The organism is Bacillus sp. I-2 (assembly GCF_001974945.1).
Lineage (GTDB): Bacteria > Bacillota > Bacilli > Bacillales > Bacillaceae > Bacillus > Bacillus safensis.
In genome coordinates this window covers 111,014-126,968 of record NZ_LZRW01000045.1, presented here as the reverse complement: position 1 = coordinate 126,968, position 15,955 = coordinate 111,014, and the positions used below count along the sequence as shown (strand labels likewise).

General features: G+C 41.8%; 19 protein-coding genes. 4 read left to right on the top strand and 15 right to left on the bottom strand.

All coding sequences use genetic code 11. From position 1 onward, the window contains the following. Positions 1 to 7: 7 nt before the first annotated feature. The 3 genes from BAE31_RS17060 to BAE31_RS17050 all read right to left on the bottom strand — a co-directional run bounded on the left by BAE31_RS17060 (position 8) and on the right by BAE31_RS17050 (position 3,737). Positions 8 to 856 (bottom strand): GRP family sugar transporter, encoded by an 849-nt coding sequence (locus BAE31_RS17060; protein WP_025093008.1) that lies wholly within the window; start codon positions 854 to 856, stop codon positions 8 to 10. 116 nt (positions 857 to 972) lie between these two features. After that, positions 973 to 2,382 carry an NADP-dependent phosphogluconate dehydrogenase gene (gndA, locus tag BAE31_RS17055; RefSeq protein WP_024428028.1) on the bottom strand — a complete coding sequence of 470 codons (1,410 nt, stop codon included), beginning with the start codon at positions 2,380 to 2,382 and terminating at the stop codon, positions 973 to 975. Between the two features lie 98 nt (positions 2,383 to 2,480). Next, a complete protein-coding gene (locus BAE31_RS17050) occupies positions 2,481 to 3,737 on the bottom strand; it encodes a DNA polymerase IV (protein WP_041106801.1) in 1,257 nt (418 codons plus the stop codon). Positions 3,738 to 3,843: 106 nt separating this feature from the next. On the opposite strand from BAE31_RS17050, the gene BAE31_RS17045 reads away from it, so the two are divergent. Together BAE31_RS17045 and BAE31_RS17040 are read left to right on the top strand one after the other, a co-directional pair. After that, the gene (locus BAE31_RS17045; RefSeq protein ID WP_024422910.1) at positions 3,844 to 4,125 is read left to right on the top strand and encodes a hypothetical protein; all 282 of its coding nucleotides are present in this window, start codon (positions 3,844 to 3,846) and stop codon (positions 4,123 to 4,125) included. A 27-nt stretch (positions 4,126 to 4,152) separates the two neighbouring features. Then, positions 4,153 to 4,971 (top strand): membrane protein insertase YidC, encoded by an 819-nt coding sequence (locus BAE31_RS17040; protein ID WP_025093006.1) that lies wholly within the window; start codon positions 4,153 to 4,155, stop codon positions 4,969 to 4,971. 36 nt (positions 4,972 to 5,007) lie between these two features. Here the strand turns inward: BAE31_RS17040 and BAE31_RS17035 are convergent, their stop codons facing one another. Genes BAE31_RS17035 through mce form a run of 4 tightly spaced genes read right to left on the bottom strand, consistent with a single transcriptional unit; the run spans position 5,008 to position 8,504 of the window. Further along, positions 5,008 to 5,472 carry a chemotaxis protein CheW gene (locus BAE31_RS17035; protein ID WP_024422912.1) on the bottom strand — a complete coding sequence of 155 codons (465 nt, stop codon included), beginning with the start codon at positions 5,470 to 5,472 and terminating at the stop codon, positions 5,008 to 5,010. Between the two features lie 14 nt (positions 5,473 to 5,486). Then, positions 5,487 to 6,608 carry a M20/M25/M40 family metallo-hydrolase gene (locus BAE31_RS17030; protein WP_041106803.1) on the bottom strand — a complete coding sequence of 374 codons (1,122 nt, stop codon included), beginning with the start codon at positions 6,606 to 6,608 and terminating at the stop codon, positions 5,487 to 5,489. A 17-nt stretch (positions 6,609 to 6,625) separates the two neighbouring features. Beyond that, positions 6,626 to 8,089 (bottom strand): acyl-CoA carboxylase subunit beta, encoded by a 1,464-nt coding sequence (locus tag BAE31_RS17025; RefSeq protein ID WP_080769498.1) that lies wholly within the window; start codon positions 8,087 to 8,089, stop codon positions 6,626 to 6,628. Then, the gene (gene mce / locus BAE31_RS17020; protein WP_041106807.1) at positions 8,082 to 8,504 is read right to left on the bottom strand and encodes a methylmalonyl-CoA epimerase; all 423 of its coding nucleotides are present in this window, start codon (positions 8,502 to 8,504) and stop codon (positions 8,082 to 8,084) included. Before mce ends, BAE31_RS17025 begins: the two co-directional genes overlap by 8 nt. Before the next feature lie 101 nt (positions 8,505 to 8,605). On the opposite strand from mce, the gene prli42 reads away from it, so the two are divergent. After that, the gene (gene prli42 / locus BAE31_RS20060) at positions 8,606 to 8,698 is read left to right on the top strand and encodes a stressosome-associated protein Prli42 (protein WP_149126490.1); all 93 of its coding nucleotides are present in this window, start codon (positions 8,606 to 8,608) and stop codon (positions 8,696 to 8,698) included. A 38-nt stretch (positions 8,699 to 8,736) separates the two neighbouring features. Here prli42 and BAE31_RS17015 read toward each other — a convergent pair whose 3' ends face one another. The 6 genes from BAE31_RS17015 to BAE31_RS16990 form a co-directional block, all read right to left on the bottom strand. Beyond that, complete coding sequence (locus BAE31_RS17015) at positions 8,737 to 9,246, bottom strand: L,D-transpeptidase (RefSeq protein WP_041106809.1); 510 nt, start codon at positions 9,244 to 9,246, stop codon at positions 8,737 to 8,739. Between the two features lie 52 nt (positions 9,247 to 9,298). After that, the gene (locus BAE31_RS17010) at positions 9,299 to 10,252 is read right to left on the bottom strand and encodes an aromatic acid exporter family protein (RefSeq protein WP_041106811.1); all 954 of its coding nucleotides are present in this window, start codon (positions 10,250 to 10,252) and stop codon (positions 9,299 to 9,301) included. 120 nt (positions 10,253 to 10,372) lie between these two features. Then, a complete protein-coding gene (gene artM, locus BAE31_RS17005) occupies positions 10,373 to 11,095 on the bottom strand; it encodes an arginine ABC transporter ATP-binding protein ArtM (RefSeq protein ID WP_041106813.1) in 723 nt (240 codons plus the stop codon). Then, positions 11,088 to 11,744, bottom strand: coding sequence for an arginine ABC transporter permease ArtQ (gene artQ / locus BAE31_RS17000; RefSeq protein ID WP_024422919.1), 657 nt, complete (start codon positions 11,742 to 11,744; stop codon positions 11,088 to 11,090). Before artQ ends, artM begins: the two co-directional genes overlap by 8 nt. Positions 11,745 to 11,858: 114 nt before the next feature. Further along, positions 11,859 to 12,623: a transporter substrate-binding domain-containing protein gene (locus BAE31_RS16995; RefSeq protein ID WP_024422920.1), complete on the bottom strand. Its 765-nt coding sequence runs from the start codon at positions 12,621 to 12,623 to the stop codon at positions 11,859 to 11,861. Between the two features lie 195 nt (positions 12,624 to 12,818). Beyond that, complete coding sequence (locus BAE31_RS16990) at positions 12,819 to 13,256, bottom strand: BrxA/BrxB family bacilliredoxin (protein WP_024428021.1); 438 nt, start codon at positions 13,254 to 13,256, stop codon at positions 12,819 to 12,821. Between the two features lie 169 nt (positions 13,257 to 13,425). On the opposite strand from BAE31_RS16990, the gene BAE31_RS16985 reads away from it, so the two are divergent. After that, positions 13,426 to 14,319 carry a YegS/Rv2252/BmrU family lipid kinase gene (locus BAE31_RS16985; protein ID WP_076840986.1) on the top strand — a complete coding sequence of 298 codons (894 nt, stop codon included), beginning with the start codon at positions 13,426 to 13,428 and terminating at the stop codon, positions 14,317 to 14,319. Between the two features lie 14 nt (positions 14,320 to 14,333). Here the strand turns inward: BAE31_RS16985 and BAE31_RS16980 are convergent, their stop codons facing one another. Together BAE31_RS16980 and BAE31_RS16975 are read right to left on the bottom strand one after the other, a co-directional pair. Beyond that, the gene (locus tag BAE31_RS16980) at positions 14,334 to 14,627 is read right to left on the bottom strand and encodes a YesK family protein (protein ID WP_024428019.1); all 294 of its coding nucleotides are present in this window, start codon (positions 14,625 to 14,627) and stop codon (positions 14,334 to 14,336) included. A 66-nt stretch (positions 14,628 to 14,693) separates the two neighbouring features. Beyond that, positions 14,694 to 15,950, bottom strand: a complete 1,257-nt coding sequence (locus tag BAE31_RS16975) for a dihydrolipoamide acetyltransferase family protein (protein WP_076840985.1) — start codon at positions 15,948 to 15,950, stop codon at positions 14,694 to 14,696. Positions 15,951 to 15,955: the final 5 nt, after the last annotated feature.

Sequence of the window (15,955 nt, the reverse complement as noted above, 5' to 3'; positions counted from 1 at the left end):
TAACCTCCTATTTTGTAAAGCCTAGCAGCACACCGCCTGCAATAATCATCAAGCAGCCTGCAATGACAAAGCTTGTTCTAGATGCTTTCTCTTTTAATAAATAAATGCCGCCTAGCGTTGAGATGACAATCCCTGTTTGTGACATCGAAAAGCTTACGGCTACACCGATTAATGGAATGGCCAACAGCAGACCAAGATTTCCTGTTGACCAAACTAGGCCGGCAATGATATTTCTAAACGTATATTTACTAAATGGGTCCTGCTTTAAACTAATCGCTAAGGATGAAAGCAGCATACCGACAGATTGCGGGACAAGTGCAGACCAGCCATCAATATCAAACCATCTTAAAATGACGACATATCCGACGTAGCCAACGGTTGAGATGAGCAGAATAATGATCCCTTTTTTAAAATTGCCTCTCCCATTCCCGCCGCCATTCTTTTTTTGACCGAGCGATGTCATCACAACACCTGCAATGATCAGTAAAATGGCGCAAGAACCAATGAGTATGACCGTCATCGTCTGCCATTCTTTGAAGACCATGACGCCAAATAGCGTTGTGCTCACAAGCTGCATGCCCGTTGATAAAGGAACCGCTTTAGACACACCGAGAAAAGCAACACTTGAAAGCTGATTCATTTGTCCAATACTCCAGAAGATGCCTGAAATGACGGAAACCGCAAAAATAAGCGGTGTCAGCTCTGGCATTTTGATGAAAAAGGCAGCAATCGAAAATAAAAATGCGCCGAGCGTAATGCCGAGGGTTTGTTGATACGCATTCCCGCCTAGTTTGACACTGATGAGAACAATACTTCCCCAAAATATCGCTGGGAGAAGTGCATATAAGATGCCCACTTCTATCCCTACTTTCTTGTCTTTTTTACATAGCATCCCTCTTTTTCGCATTTTTAGCCGAAAAGATGCAAACAAAAAAACCTTACCAAAGGTAAGGTTTTTCAGTCGTTCTTTATTTATTTCATCCATTCAGTATGGAATACACCTTCTTTATCTGTGCGCTCATACGTATGTGCACCGAAATAGTCACGCTGTGCTTGAATTAAATTCGCTGGAAGGACAGCTGTGCGATAGCTATCAAAGTAAGCAAGTGCACTTGAGAATGAAGGAACAGGAACTCCTTGTTCCACTGCAAGTGAAATGACTTTACGAAGTGATGATTGATAGTTTTGAGCAATATCCTTAAAGTATGGATCAAGCAATAGGTTTTTCAGTTCAGGATTACGGTCATATGCTTCTTTAATTTGTTGTAAGAAGGCTGCACGAATGATACATCCGCCGCGGAAGATCATCGCAATTTCACCGTATTTTAAATCCCAGTTATATTCATCAGACGCTGCTTTCATTTGCGCAAAGCCTTGTGCGTAAGAGCAGATTTTACTCATGAATAGGGCTTTTCTAACCGCTTCGATCAGCTCTTGTTTGTTCTCAGCTGATTGCGCCGGCTCTGGACCTTCGATCAATTGACTTGCTTCCACACGCTCATCTTTCATTGCAGAAATGTAGCGCGCAAAAACAGACTCAGTAATGATTGGAAGCGGGACACCTAGATCAAGTGAGCTTTTGCTTGTCCATTTTCCAGTTCCTTTTTGACCAGCTTTATCTAAGATCACATCCACAAGCGGCTGGTTTGTTTCTTCATCCACTTTTGTGAAAATGTCAGCTGTAATTTCGATTAAATAGCTGTCAAGCTCGCCTTTATTCCACTCTGAGAATACTTCATGAAGCTCCCCTGCTGACAAACCAGCAACATGCTTCAAGATAAAGTATGATTCAGAGATCAATTGCATATCTCCGTACTCGATACCGTTATGAACCATTTTGACATAATGTCCTGCTCCATCTGGGCCGATATACGTTGTACAAGGCTCGCCATCTACTTTCGCAGAGATCGCTTCTAAGATTGGTTTCACTAGCTCATGCGCTTCTTTTTGACCGCCTGGCATGATGGAAGGACCTTTTAGCGCACCTTCTTCACCGCCGGAAACACCTGTACCAATGAAGTGAATACCACTTTCTGCAAGCTCTTGGTTACGTCTTTGTGTATCCTTGTAATATGTATTTCCACCATCAATTAAAATGTCACCTTTCTCTAGGTGAGGAAGTAATGATTGAATGGTTGCATCTGTTGCTGCACCAGCTTTTACCATTAAAAGAATTTTACGCGGTGTTTCAAGCGACTGAACAAATTCTTCGATGCTGTATGTGCCAACAACGTTTTTTCCTTCTGCTTCTTGAAGAAACTCTTCTGTTTTGCTGCTAGATCTGTTATAAACGGATACGGAGAAACCGCGGCTTTCAATATTGAGGGCAAGGTTTTTCCCCATAACGGCTAGTCCAACCACACCGATTTGTTGTTTTGACATAATTCTGACGTCCCTTCTAACACACTATATTGATTACTGCTGAAATGATGTACCCTTTGAAATTACCACAACATCACCTCTTTTATCAAGTTTTCAGGCTAGTCATTTCCTCTTTCGTCCTGAAAAAAATCTTTATTAAAACTTGTCCCGCTTGTTTTGCTCTCTTTTTCCTTAATGGTGATCCCTCTTTGTACCAATGATTTTCCATATTTTTCCTTCAATCCATCTAAAATGGTTTGGAGGGGCTCTTCTTTTGCATCTTCTGTATATGAAAATAAATCAAGCTGTTTAACAGCTGCTTTTCGTTCGACAAGGTCTGTCCCCGTCACACCTAAGAGCCTCACTGGCTGGTCATTCCAATGTTTAAGGAATAACTGCTTTGCTGCTTCAAATATATCTTCCTTTCGATCCGTTGGATTTGTGAGCATGACACTTCGCGTGATATTTTTCCAGCTTGCATACCGAATCATGATAAGCAGCCGGTTCGCCATTACTTCTTTTCTCCGTAACCTTGCACTCACAGATTGTGACAGCTTATCAATTAACGTGACAAGTTCATCTGAATCATCCGAATCATGAGGCAGAGTGGATGAATTGCCGACGGATTTAAATTCGTATATTCTTTCTGGGTCTACGATACCGTCATGTTCACCATTCGCCTTTTGCTTTAATCTCGGTCCATTAATGCCAAGCAATTCTTTTAGCGTATACTCATTCGCTTTCGCTAAGTCTTCAATGGTATGAATTCCGATCTTTTTCAATTTATCTGCCGTTTTTTGTCCAACCCCGTGCATGTCACCAGCAGGGAGCGGCCAGAGCATGTTTGGAACATCTCGTTTACGCAATATGGTGATGCCCATTGGCTTTTTCCAATTAGACGCCATTTTCGCTAAAAATTTATTCGGTGCAATGCCGATACTTGAAGGAAGCATCAGTTCCTCTACAAGCCTTGTTTGAATATCATGAGCCGTTTTTACCGCATGCTCGGCATATGGCGTATGCGTTAAATCAATATAGCCCTCATCAATCGATACAGGTTCGACTAAATCACTGTATTCTCTTAGTATTGTAAACATCTCTTGTGAGGAGCTGCGGTACCGGTCAAAGTTCGGTGTGCGGACAATGAGTCCCGGACATAGCCGCTTCGCCTCCCACAAAGGCATCGGGGGCTTCACACCTAGTGCTCTTGCCTCGTAGCTGCACGTCACAACAATCCCTTTACGCTCTTTTGCATTTCCGCTGATGGCTAAAGGTTTCCCTCGCAAAGAAGGATCATACGCCATTTCGACCGATGCATAAAAACTATTCATATCAATATGAAAAATAATTCGACCCTTTCTTTGAGAATCAACCATTTGCCTGCCTCCTACATTTATTGACTATGGTTACTTCATGTTTGTTCCAATAGACATTTCATATAGTGTATAGTACACTGTGAGTAATGAAATGGATGTGATAATCATGATTATTGATACATTCAATGAAGTCTTTTTCCTTGTTGAATTCTTTACGATTATTCTTCCAGCGCTGACGGCCATCGGCATTGCGTTTTTACTAAAAGACTGCCGTATGAACGAACACCTTGGTGGACATCGTTTGGAAGAGTTGGACGCATCTTGCTTGAATCGAACAGACTTTCTGTTTATCATATATGATCGCATTACAACTTGGATTAGTAAAGTCATTCGAATGAAAAGATCATCTAATGATGATGAAGACCATTCGCTTCCTCTCACTAATTAAATTTTTTAATCATGAGGAGGAAACGAATTGAAACGTTTATTGACTGTTTTTACGACTTTATGTTTGATGATGATTGCGTCACCTGCATTTGCAGCGAGTGCGCAAACGAATACGAGCTCTGATGGGTTTTTCCATCATTATTTTGTTCAGCCTTTTTCTGAGCTGATCATTTGGCTTGCGAACTTTTTCCATGATGATTATGGTTTATCCATTATGTTTGTCACCTTGATTGTCCGCCTGCTGATTTTCCCGCTTTTTGCGAATCAATTTAAGAAGCAAAGAGTCATGCAGGAAAAAATGGCACTGGTGAAACCTCAGATTGACCAAATACAAAGCAAATTGAAGAAAACGAAAGATCCTGAAAAACAAAAAGAACTGCAAATGGAAATGATGAAAGTATATAAAGAGAACAATGTGAACCCGCTGGCAATGGGCTGTCTGCCTATGCTGATTCAAATTCCAATTGTTCTTGGCTTTTATTCAGCGATCCGCTCAACACCTGAGATCGCAACTCATACGTTCTTATGGTTTAACTTGGGACAAACCGATTTATTGGTAGCGGTCTTTGCAGGGGCTATGTATTTCTTGCAATTTTATGTCACGCAAAAATATGCGAAGCAATCAGGCACCCAGACAGAAGCTGCGCTGAAGCAAGCGAAAGTAATGGGCATGATTTTCCCAATCATGATGCTGTTTCTTTCAATCAATGCACCCGCTGCTCTTCCTTTATACTGGATGACAAGCGGACTATTACTCACGATTCAAACGATTATTTTAAATGTCATGTACCAAAAATCAAAAACGAAAGCTGCGGCTAACGAACAAGCCAAACCAGCTGCTGAATAAAAATAAACCCCTTATTTAAAGATAAGGGGTTTTTCATTATGCCAATTCTTCTTTCAACCGGTCTGGCAATTGATCGAGGTCCTCAATTTTCCCAAGGAACTTATTTGGGTCCACTTGTAAAATCATTTTGTTTTCTCTCTCCACAACGCCGAAGAAATATTCTGAGGCCTTCGTGTTCATATGAAATGGCTTGATCTCGCTTTGCTCGATATCGATGATATCTTTTGCATCTGAGACAAGACAGCCAATCATTTGATCGTTTACTTCAAATAACAGCACCTTGGACTGCTCGTTCACATCAAGAGGCTTTCCGTGAAGCATCACGCCTGTATCACTGACAGGAATGACCTCTCCTCTTAGTGACATCAGCCCTTTAATTTCTTTTGGAAGGTTCGATACTTCTTGTAAGTAAGGGACCTTCTCAATCGAACGAATATGCTCTACACTGATGCCAAACTCCTCTTGCCCCACCTGAAAAATAATAATCTTTTGCGTGCTCACAGAGTCTCCTGCCTTTACGATGGATTTGTCGTTTCTTCGATAATGGCGAGAACCATTTCAGCTGTTTTGACTAATTCTTCAATCGGCATTTTCTCATTTTTCGTATGAATATCTTCATATCCAACAGCTAGGTTGACAGTTGGGACGCCGTTGCCTGCAATGACGTTTGCATCACTGCCTCCGCCGCTCGTCTGCAGTTCTGAAGGACGGCCAATTTTTGCTGCCGCTTTTTTCGCCACTTCTACGACTTGATCGCCGTGTGAGAATTTGAAGCCTGGATACATGATGTCAATTTGTACATCGGCACTTCCGCCCATTTCTTTAGCGGTTTTTTCAAAGGCTTCTTTCATCTTCGCTACTTGAGCTTCCATTTTTGCTGGTTCTAAAGAGCGTGCTTCCGCCAAAATATCAACTTGGTCGCACACAATATTCGTTTGTGTTCCGCCTTCAAAACGGCCGATATTCGCCGTTGTTTCTTCATCAATCCGGCCAAGCGGCATGCTAGCAATTGCTTTTGATGCAATGGTAATCGCAGACACACCTTTTTCAGGCGCGACACCAGCGTGAGCGGTTTTTCCGTAAATCGTTGCGCGTACTTTTGCCTGTGTTGGTGCAGCTACAATAATCGTACCGACCTTGCCATCTGAATCAAGGGCATAGCCGTATTTCGCTGTCATCAAATTCGGATCTAACGCTTTTGCTCCAACAAGTCCTGATTCCTCGCCTGCTGTGATCACAAATTCAATTGTTCCATGCGGTAAATTTTTCTCTTTCAGTACGCGGATCGCCTCAAACATAGCAGCAAGTCCTGTTTTATCATCAGCACCAAGAATCGTTGTTCCATCTGTTTTCACATAGCCGTCCTCAATGACTGGTTTTACGCCATTCCCTGGTACAACTGTATCCATATGAGAAGTGAAATAAATTGTATCTGCCTCTTGATTCCCTTCTAAAGTACAGACAAGATTGCCTGCACCGTGGCCTGTTGCCGCTTTTGAATCGTCTTCAACCACTTTTAGACCAAGCTGCGAGAATTTTCCTTTTAATACTTCAACAATTTTCTCTTCGTGTTTTGTTTCTGAATCAACCTGAACTAATTCTAAAAATTCGTCTAGTAAGCGTTTTTCATTGATCATGGATGATGCTCCTCCTCTTATAGCGGCATGTTGCCATGCTTTTTTAACGGTCTATCTTCTTCCTTACTGCGAAGCACATCAAATGAGCGGATCAATCGCTCTCTCGTTTCAGTCGGCATGAAAATATCATCTATCAGACCTGCCTGAGCCGCTTTCCATACACTTGGTTTGTTTTCAGACTTGCGCGAAGCAGGATGAACGATTTCGTCTGCGAACGTTTTCCCCATAACATCAATTTCGGCTTCTGGCCATGCATAAACAAAGTCAGCTCCTAAGCCCTTGCTATTCATCGCGACATATGCACCGCCAAACGCCTTTCTTAAAATCACAGTGATTTTTGGAACAGTTGCTTCAGCGTACGCATATAAAAGCTTTGCCCCATGGCGGATAATTCCCGCATGCTCGGCTTTTTCTCCTGGTAAAAAACCAGGAACGTCCACAAGGGTTAAGATCGGAATATGAAACGCATCGCAAAATCGAATAAACCTGGCCGCTTTATCGGCAGCGTCAAGATCAAGGCTGCCTGCCAGCACCTTTGGCTGATTGGCAACAACACCAATGGAGGCTCCTTGTAATCTGGCAAAACCTGTGACAATATTTTTTGAGAAACAAGGCTGCGTTTCAAAGAATGAGTCTGGATCGGTTATCGCTGTCACCACTTGTTTGACATCATAAGTTCGTGAGGGATCCTTTGGCAAAATTCTGCCTGGATCGGCGGTATCATGCTTTCGTGCCCCAGCGTGCATGACATCCTGCTGTTTCGTTTGTATGTACGTTAAAAGAGTTCGAACCGCTTTTAACACGTCCTTCTCATCTTCCCCAGTATAGTGCACATTCCCGCTCGTCTGATGCTGAACACTTGCACCGCCAAGACGGTCAGGACAGACCGTTTCTCCTGTTGCCTTTTCTATTACTTTCGGTCCAGTTAAAAACATATGAGCTGTTTGCTCTGTCATAAAGACAAAATCAGTCAAAGCAGGAGAATAAACTGCTCCTCCAGCACATGAACCTAAAATAACTGATATTTGCGGGATTCGACCAGAGTACAGCACATTCCGTTTAAAAATCTGTCCGTATCCTTCTAATGATACCACACCCTCTTGAATTCTCGCACCACCTGAGTCTTTTAGACCGATGACCGGCATCTGATTTTTAGCTGCCAAATCCATTAAAGAGACAATTTTTTTTGCATGCATTTCGCCTAATGAGCCCCCATATACGGTTGCATCTTGTGCATAAACACAGACAGGCTTACCGTGAATGAGTCCCGTTCCAATGACGACGCCGTCACCAACATGCTCTGACAGACCGCCTGTTGCAAATGACTGAATTTCCATCAAGCTGCCCTCGTCAAGAAGTTCATGCAGCCGCTCTCGAACCGTCAGCTTTCCTTTGCTTCTGTGAGCCGCTGCTCGTTTTTCGCCGCCGCCCATTAACGCTTTATTCCGCCATTCAGACAAGTCATTGAACGATTCATTCATCGCAATATTTCTCTCCTTTCAAGGACCCGCACAATTCAAATAACACACCTGACGTTTCTTTAGGTGAAATAAAGGCAATCTGCTTTCCGCTGGCGCCCATCTGTGCTGTTTTTTGGAGAAGCTGCACGCCAAGGTGATCGAGACGGCTAAGATCCGTTTGAATGTCATCTGACTTTAACGCAATATGATGAAGGCCCTCTCCTCTTTTTGTTAAAAAGGTATGTAGTTTACTGCGGGCTGAGATGGGCTCAATTAATTCAATGTGCAGATTATCAAGTGAAGCGAAGGACGCTTTAATCTCCTGCTCAGGAATCTCTTGTATGTCTGAAAAATGCCAGTTAAATAGCTGATGAAGCGTTTGAGATGTTTCTTTAATAGAAAAGACGGCAATGGCAATATGATCGATTTGGTTCATCCGTTCACTTCCTTTGCTGATCACTTGTCGCATATGAAAAAACCAGATAAAATAAAGACAAGTGCGCTTGTCGCAAAAATCTTCGGTTATAGGGGTGCGATATGTCTCAAAAATTCATGAAATTTATGGTATTGCTTATGATTAGCCTGCTGTTAGTTTCTTCACTTTTAGCAGGAGCAGCAGCCTTTTTATAAGGTTTGAATAAAAGCAGACAAGCAGGTGATTCGCGATATCAACGAATGGCCTGTTTGTCTTTGGCAAGTGTTTCAAAGGAAGCACTTGATTTTGTAATCCATACCTTGGTGCCAATTGGAAGCTGATCAAACAAAAGCTCTACATCTTGATTATGAAGTCTCACACAGCCTGCCGTGATAAATTTCCCAATCGATGTTTCGTCACTCGTTCCATGAATTCCGTAGGTTCTGCCATCTGTTCCTCGTGCATCAAATCCAATCCATCTTCGCCCAAGAGGATTATTCTTCGCACCGCCTTCAATATTCTTTCTTCTGTAATAGGGATCTTTCGCTTTGATCATAATCGTAAATTCACCTTCTGGCGTTAAATCCGCTGTTTTTCCTGTTGAAGCAGGATATACTTTTTGGATTTTTCCTTGATCAATGAAGGCAAGTTCATTCGTTTGTTTATTAATAATGACAAACGGGTCACCTGGAAGCGGGTTTTGTCCAAGCGGCCAGATAGGTGAAAGGGACATGGTCAGTACGGTATAAAATAAAAGACGCATAGGCTCCTCCTTTTTCATTAGATTGACCAATGAAGGAGGAACTCATGCGTCTCTATTCTTTCATCCCTTTAAAATAGCTTTTCAGTACTAAATATTGTTCCATTTCACCAAGGAAATGAAAGAGTGCCGCTCTTGCCTCAAATTCTTCTCTTGTTTGCGGGAGCGGAAGTGCTTCGAACTCTTCTTTCATATCAATGAGACGTCTTAAAAACTTATGCGCTGTGTTCCCTGGGTGAATATGTTCGCGTAAGTCTCTAATGTATTCTGCAATGATTTGTCCATGCTCCGTTGTGACAGAAATCGACGTAATTTTGGGCAGCACACGCTCAATGATTTCAAATTGCTTTTGTCTCATGTTGAAATAATGGTAATACAGGTTTTCATGTCTTAATACATGGTTTTCAACATCACGATATGCAAGAGCTTTCGCTTGTTTGATCAATTGATGTGTCTCTGGTATTTCTTTTCCTGTCCAGTCTTGTTTCCCTGTCATTAAGTATTGCTCGATTTCCTCAAAGATTTTAGCAAAGTTGGCTTCAATCTGTTCGCTGTAGCGTTTGAGTTTTTTATCAACACTTGGCATATAGAGGTTCATAATCAGCGCTACCCCAACACCAATGGTAATCAGCAGCAGTTCATTCCAGATGAGATGCAGGGTAATCCCGCCAGACATGTATAAATGGAGAATGATGACTGAACTTGTGACAATCCCTTCTTTAATTCGAAGCAAAACCGTTGTCGGAATAAAGACAAGCAGCATCAAACCGATCACAAAAGGATGATACCCAATCAGATCGAAAAATAAATAAGAAAATAAAATAGCAAGACTGCATGCTGCAAAGCGGGCTCCCGATGCTAAGAGGGATCTTTTCTTTGTCACCTGAATACACAGGATCGTAATAATCCCGGCAGCTGAATAATTTTGCAAGCCAAGCAATTGTGCAATATAAATAGCGATCGCTGTTCCTAATGCTGTTTTCAGCGTTCGGTAGCCGATTTTAAACATGATGTGATTCACTCTTTTCTGTCTTGTTTCCATTCATTTTTGTGAAATGATGAACTTTTTTTACTTTCCCCATTATAATCAAAAAAAGAAGGAGATGTTAAGTCTCCTTCTCTTATTTCTTTATAATATTTTTTGTAAGAAGTCTTGCGCACGCTGTGAAGACGGTGATTCAAAAAATTGCACAGGGTTTGCATCCTCTACAATTTTCCCATCATCCATAAAGATCACGCGGTCAGCCACTTCTTTTGCAAAGCCCATTTCATGTGTGACGATGACGAGTGTCATTCCAGATTGAGCCAGCTCTTTCATGACTTCTAATACTTCCTTGACCATTTCTGGATCTAGAGCAGACGTTGGTTCGTCAAACAGCATAATGTCTGGTGTCATCGCAAGCGCACGCGCAATCGCCACACGCTGCTTTTGACCGCCGGACAAACGGTTAGGGAAATCATCTTTTTTCTCTAAAAGCCCTACCTTTTTGAGCAGGTCTTCAGCTTGCTTGATACTGTCTTCCTTCGATTGATTCTTCACATTCATTGGCGCATACGTGATATTTTCCAGCACGGTTTTATGCGGGAAGAGATGGAAATGCTGAAACACCATTCCGATGTTCTCACGCACTTTTAGTGCATTCGTTTTTGGATTGGTGATTTCGGTGTCCTTAATTGTAATGACACCAGAAGTCGGCTTTTCAAGTAAATTCATGCAGCGGAGGAACGTCGATTTTCCTGAACCAGATGGTCCAATAACCGCAACAACTTCCCCTTCTTTAATGGTGGTGTCGATCCCCTTTAAAACTTCGTTTTTACCAAAAGATTTTGTGAGTTTCTCTATTTTAATCATTTGATTTTAACTTCCTTTCCACCGATTTGCCGACAAAGGTGAGAACAAGCACGATGACATAATAGATAAGACCCGCAAAAATAAGCGGTTCAAGATAATTATACGTCACGGCCCCTGCTTGATAGGCTCGTCTCATGACATCACCCAGTCCGATGACTGTTACAATCGCTGATTCTTTTGTCAGTGTAATCGTCTCATTCACAAGTGCAGGTGAAATATTTTTAAACGCCTGCGGAAGCAATAAGTCCTTCATCATTTTAGCATAAGGGATGCCTAAAGCAACGGCTGCTTCTTTTTGACCTTTATCAATGGCATTAATACCCGCACGAATAATTTCAGATACGTATGCCGCCGAGTTGAGTGAAAAGGCCGCTACAGCAGCCCAGTATTGGTCGATTTGAAACCCAAGAAGCTGAGGCAGACCAAAATAAATAATGAGCAATTGAAGCACAAGCGGTGTGCCTCGGAAAATTGACGTATAAAAATCTGCAAGCCAAATGAGCGGTTTAAACACACTAATTTTACAAAGCGTTAATAAAATTCCTAAGATAAATCCAAGTAAAAGGGATACCACTACTATAGAAAGCGTGACCTTAAGTCCTTCTAGAATAAAGGGCATCTGAGGTATTACATCTTTAAAATCAAACATGACATTCTCCTTTTTTTTGCCTTCATACAAAACAGGAAAAAAGTTCAACATGAGTTGAACTTTTCAGCGCTTTTCTACTTGATTTTCTGGAATGACGCTGATCCTTTTCCTGACTTACTTTTCATCAGCAAACCATTTTTTAATTAATTTATCAAGTTCGCCATTATCTTTCATTTCTTTTAATGATTTATTAAATTTCGCTGTTAAGTCGCTGTTTTTCTTGAATGCAATGGCTGAACCTTCGTTTGAGCTGTTCAATCCAAATGCTTGGAAGTCTTTTTCCTTTTTCAAGTAACCAGCAGCTACTTTATCTTCAATAATTGCTGCATCAAAACGGCCTGCTTTGATCTCTTGAATGATATCAGAAATTTTATTACGGTCTTCAACTGTTAGGTTATATTTCTTTTGCAGTCCATTTGCTTCATCCTGTTGAATAGAACCTAATTGAACGCCGACTGTTTTGTCTTTTAAATCTTTCTCTGCCTTAATACCGCTAGATTTCTTTGATACAACCAAGTTTTTAGCATTGTAATAAACATCAGAGAAATCAACTTGCTTTTTACGTTTTTCTGTAGGTGTCATTCCTGCAAGGACAATATCAGCTTTGTTTGTTTTGAGGGCTGATACAAGGCTAGCAAAGTCCATATCTTGAATTTCTAGCTTGTAGCCGTTCTTTTTCGCTAGTGCTGTTGCAAGATCTACATCAAAACCGACAATTTTATCTCCGTCTTTTGATTCAAATGGCGGATAATCTGCTGATGTTGCCATCACGAGTGTCTTGTCATCTCCTGATGCGTTTGAATTATTAGAAGAAGTTCCGCAAGCTGCGAGTGCAGCTGCAAGACCAGCTGTCATAAGTAATAATAACCACTTTTTCATATGATGATGCCTCCCAGTATTTAAAATCATGTATTGTTTTGAATATTTATTCACTATAATGTATTTTAAACACTTTCTTTTTAAGATGCAATAGTATTTTGCTAAAATTATTTTGATTCTATTGTCTTATAAAACAAAAAGCAGACCGATCTAAAGACCGGACTGCTTTATATTTATTCATTCAAAAGTCATATGTTAGATTTCTTCGCAATGCTCATCAAAAGCGGCTTGTAGTTTTGACACAACTTCCATTGGCTCATGCCCTTCAATTTCATGACGCTCGACCATTTTAATGATTTTTCCATCTTTTAATAATGCAAAAGATGGTGAAGATGGCGGAAAGCCTTCAAAGTATTCACGGGCTCTTGCCGTTGCCTCTTTGTCCTGTCCAGCAAACACTGTCAGCAATTGATCTGGACGCTTATCGTAATGAACAGAATAGCCGGCAGCTGGTCTTGCAATACCGCCTGCACAGCCGCATACTGAATTCACCATGACAAGTGCCGTTCCTTTTTTAGTCAGTGCTTCGTCTACTTCTTCAGCTGATGTGAGCTCAGTGTAGCCCGCCTGCTTAATTTCTTCTCTCGCTTGTTTCACAATATCATTCATAAATAAATTAAAATCAATATTCATGTCTGTCCACTCCTTTTGCGTACCAAAACCATTTTAACTCCATCATATCAAGGAAAACGCCTGCGGGCAAATGTGTTGTCTTTTCCTTCGCCCCTTTTTCCGCACATCGTTTATGAGCTGTCAAATTGGGGAAAAGTGATGATAAAGAGATGAAAGGGAGAACTGCGTGATGGCACAATTCAAAAAAGCGATGCTCATTTATAATGGAAATGCTGGACAAAAAAACATGGAAAAAACACTCGGTCAAACAGTGCCTCTTCTTTCTCTACATATTGATGAACTCATTTTGAAACCAACAAAGCAGCCAAATGATGCTTATGATTTCTGCCGTCAAATTGATGAGACAGTGGAGTTGCTCATCATATTAGGCGGAGACGGTACCGTGCATGAATGCATGAACGGCATTGGCGGTTTAGAAAAAAGGCCCGCTGTAGCGATATTACCAGGCGGGACATGCAATGATTTTTCTAGAACACTAGGTATTCCTCAACAAATGCAAAAAGCCGCTCAAATGATTGTAGACGGCAAAGAGAAAAAGGTCGACTTAATCAAAGCAGAAGATCGATACGTGTTAAACTTTTGGGGAATTGGGCTGATCGCAGACACGTCCAACAATATTAATGACAAGGAAAAAGCCGTACTTGGCAAAATCAGCTACTTCACAAGTGCGCTGCGCACCCTGCAGCAAACAGATCCTTTTCACGTACGCATTGAGACAGAAGAGGAAAGCTGGGAAGAGGAAGCTGTCATCGTTCTTGTCATGAATGGACATTTTATCGGTACAAATAAAATTGATTTGCCTCATGCAGCCATAGATGATGGAAAAGCAGAAATCTTAATTTGCAGAAATACGAGTTTCTCTGCTTTAAAAGAAATCTTCTCAATGAACCGGGAAGAGCTGGAGGATTTCACCGGCGACCTGTCTCTCATTCAAGCGTCCAGTATTCATATCCACACAAAAGAGGAAATGGATGCTGATACAGATGGTGAGGTTAATATGACGGCCCCCTCTTCTTTAGAAGTGTTAAAACACCATTTGACCTTTATTGTTCCAGCAGAATAAAAAAACGCCCGACATCATTTTGATTCGGGCGTTTTTTTGATATAGCGTCTGTATAAATATTCAAGTGCATATCCGAGAAGCGTTCCGGCGAGAAGTGATATTCCTAAAAAGCTATTGGCTGCTCCTTTAAACCCGCCGACAATCAGCAGACAGTACACGATTTGAATGATTGAAACGATCGATATGATAAGCAGTAATCGTTCAGGATGATTGCGTGATTTAGAAATGTACCGCAGAAAAGCGAACGCAATCGCTGTGATAAACATGAGACCAATCGTGAGAAAAGCAAAAAAATCTAGTCCAGACATATCATCGCTCCTTTCTCCTAGATGTGGAAATCCCCCTCTCATGCCGGGAGGGGGAAAAATATTGTTTTAATAAACAGATGTCTGCTCGTCGATGCCTTCAAGGATTTGTTTAATTCGTTGAAGGAATCTGCCGCATACAAGACCATCTAGTACTCTGTGATCTAATGAGAGACAAAGATTGACCATGTCTCTTGCCGCAATCATTCCGTTTACGATCATTGGACGCTTCACGATCGATTCTACTTGTAAAATCGCCGCTTGCGGATAATTAATGATTCCCATTGATTGTACCGAACCAAATGATCCCGTGTTGTTGACAGTGAAGGTACCGCCTTCCATATCACTTTGCTTGAGCGTTCCTTGTCTCACCTTAGACGCCAGCTCATGAATTTCTTTGGCAATGCCCTTAATGGTCTTTTCATCCGCATCCTTAATGACTGGAACAAATAGAGCGTCATCTGTAGCGACAGCAATCGAAACATTGATCGCTTTCTTCTGCACAATTTTATCTCCGGCCCACATGCTGTTCATTTCAGGGAATTCCTTTAAGGCCTGAGCCACTGCTTTGACAAAGAACGCAAAGAACGTCAAATTAAATCCTTCTTTTGCTTTAAACTGATCCTTCAGCTGATTTCTTCTTGTCACAAGATTTGTCACATCGACTTCCATCATCGTCCATGCATGCGGAATCTCATGTTTGCTTCTCAGCATATTGACCGCGATTGCCTGGCGGATCGGCGTGACTGGCAGCTCAACATCACCAGGCATAGAAGGGACGGCAGGTGCCGCTTTTGCTTGAGATGGCTGCACAGGCTCCGGTTGAACGGCTCGTTCATTGACAGGTGCTGTCTTCTCTTTGACGCCGCCGTTTTCAATGAGCTGCAGCATATCTTTTCTAGTGATTCGGCCGCCTGCTCCTGTACCTTGAACAGCCGCTAAATCAATGCCATGCTCATCTGCTAAACGAAGAACGGCTGGAGAATAACGTTTCTTTTGACTTTGATTCTCCTTTGTTTGATCTGCTTCAGGCGCTTCGCTTTGCTCAGGTGCTGCTTCTTCTTTCACACTCTGCTGCTCGCTTCCTTCGACATCTATTTCACAAAACACTTCTCCTACTTGCAGCGTTTCGCCTTCTTCAGCCGATAGCTTTGTAATCGTTCCTGTAAAAGATGACGGGACTTCTGCGTTCACTTTATCCGTCATGACTTCCGCAATCGGATCGTATTTATTCACATGGTCGCCAGGTGAAACGAGCCATTTGCTAATGGTTCCTTCTGTTACACTTTCACCCAGCTGAGGCATTTTCATTTGTTCAATTGCCACTTTGA

Coding starts and splice junctions, on each gene's coding strand:
- gndA (WP_024428028.1), bottom strand. CDS start 2,382: ATGTCAAAACAACAAATCGGTGTGGTTGGACTAGCCGTTATGGGGAAA.
- BAE31_RS17030 (WP_041106803.1), bottom strand. CDS start 6,608: ATGATCAATGAAAAACGCTTACTAGACGAATTTTTAGAATTAGTTCAG.
- artM (WP_041106813.1), bottom strand. CDS start 11,095: ATGATTAAAATAGAGAAACTCACAAAATCTTTTGGTAAAAACGAAGTT.
- BAE31_RS16990 (WP_024428021.1), bottom strand. CDS start 13,256: ATGAATATTGATTTTAATTTATTTATGAATGATATTGTGAAACAAGCG.
- BAE31_RS17025 (WP_080769498.1), bottom strand. CDS start 8,089: ATGAATGAATCGTTCAATGACTTGTCTGAATGGCGGAATAAAGCGTTA.
- BAE31_RS17050 (WP_041106801.1), bottom strand. CDS start 3,737: ATGGTTGATTCTCAAAGAAAGGGTCGAATTATTTTTCATATTGATATG.
- BAE31_RS16995 (WP_024422920.1), bottom strand. CDS start 12,623: ATGAAAAAGTGGTTATTATTACTTATGACAGCTGGTCTTGCAGCTGCA.
- BAE31_RS17010 (WP_041106811.1), bottom strand. CDS start 10,252: ATGTTTAAAATCGGCTACCGAACGCTGAAAACAGCATTAGGAACAGCG.
- mce (WP_041106807.1), bottom strand. CDS start 8,504: ATGAACCAAATCGATCATATTGCCATTGCCGTCTTTTCTATTAAAGAA.
- BAE31_RS16985 (WP_076840986.1), top strand. CDS start 13,426: ATGGCACAATTCAAAAAAGCGATGCTCATTTATAATGGAAATGCTGGA.
- BAE31_RS17045 (WP_024422910.1), top strand. CDS start 3,844: ATGATTATTGATACATTCAATGAAGTCTTTTTCCTTGTTGAATTCTTT.
- BAE31_RS17015 (WP_041106809.1), bottom strand. CDS start 9,246: ATGCGTCTTTTATTTTATACCGTACTGACCATGTCCCTTTCACCTATC.
- prli42 (WP_149126490.1), top strand. CDS start 8,606: ATGTCTCAAAAATTCATGAAATTTATGGTATTGCTTATGATTAGCCTG.
- artQ (WP_024422919.1), bottom strand. CDS start 11,744: ATGTTTGATTTTAAAGATGTAATACCTCAGATGCCCTTTATTCTAGAA.
- BAE31_RS16980 (WP_024428019.1), bottom strand. CDS start 14,627: ATGTCTGGACTAGATTTTTTTGCTTTTCTCACGATTGGTCTCATGTTT.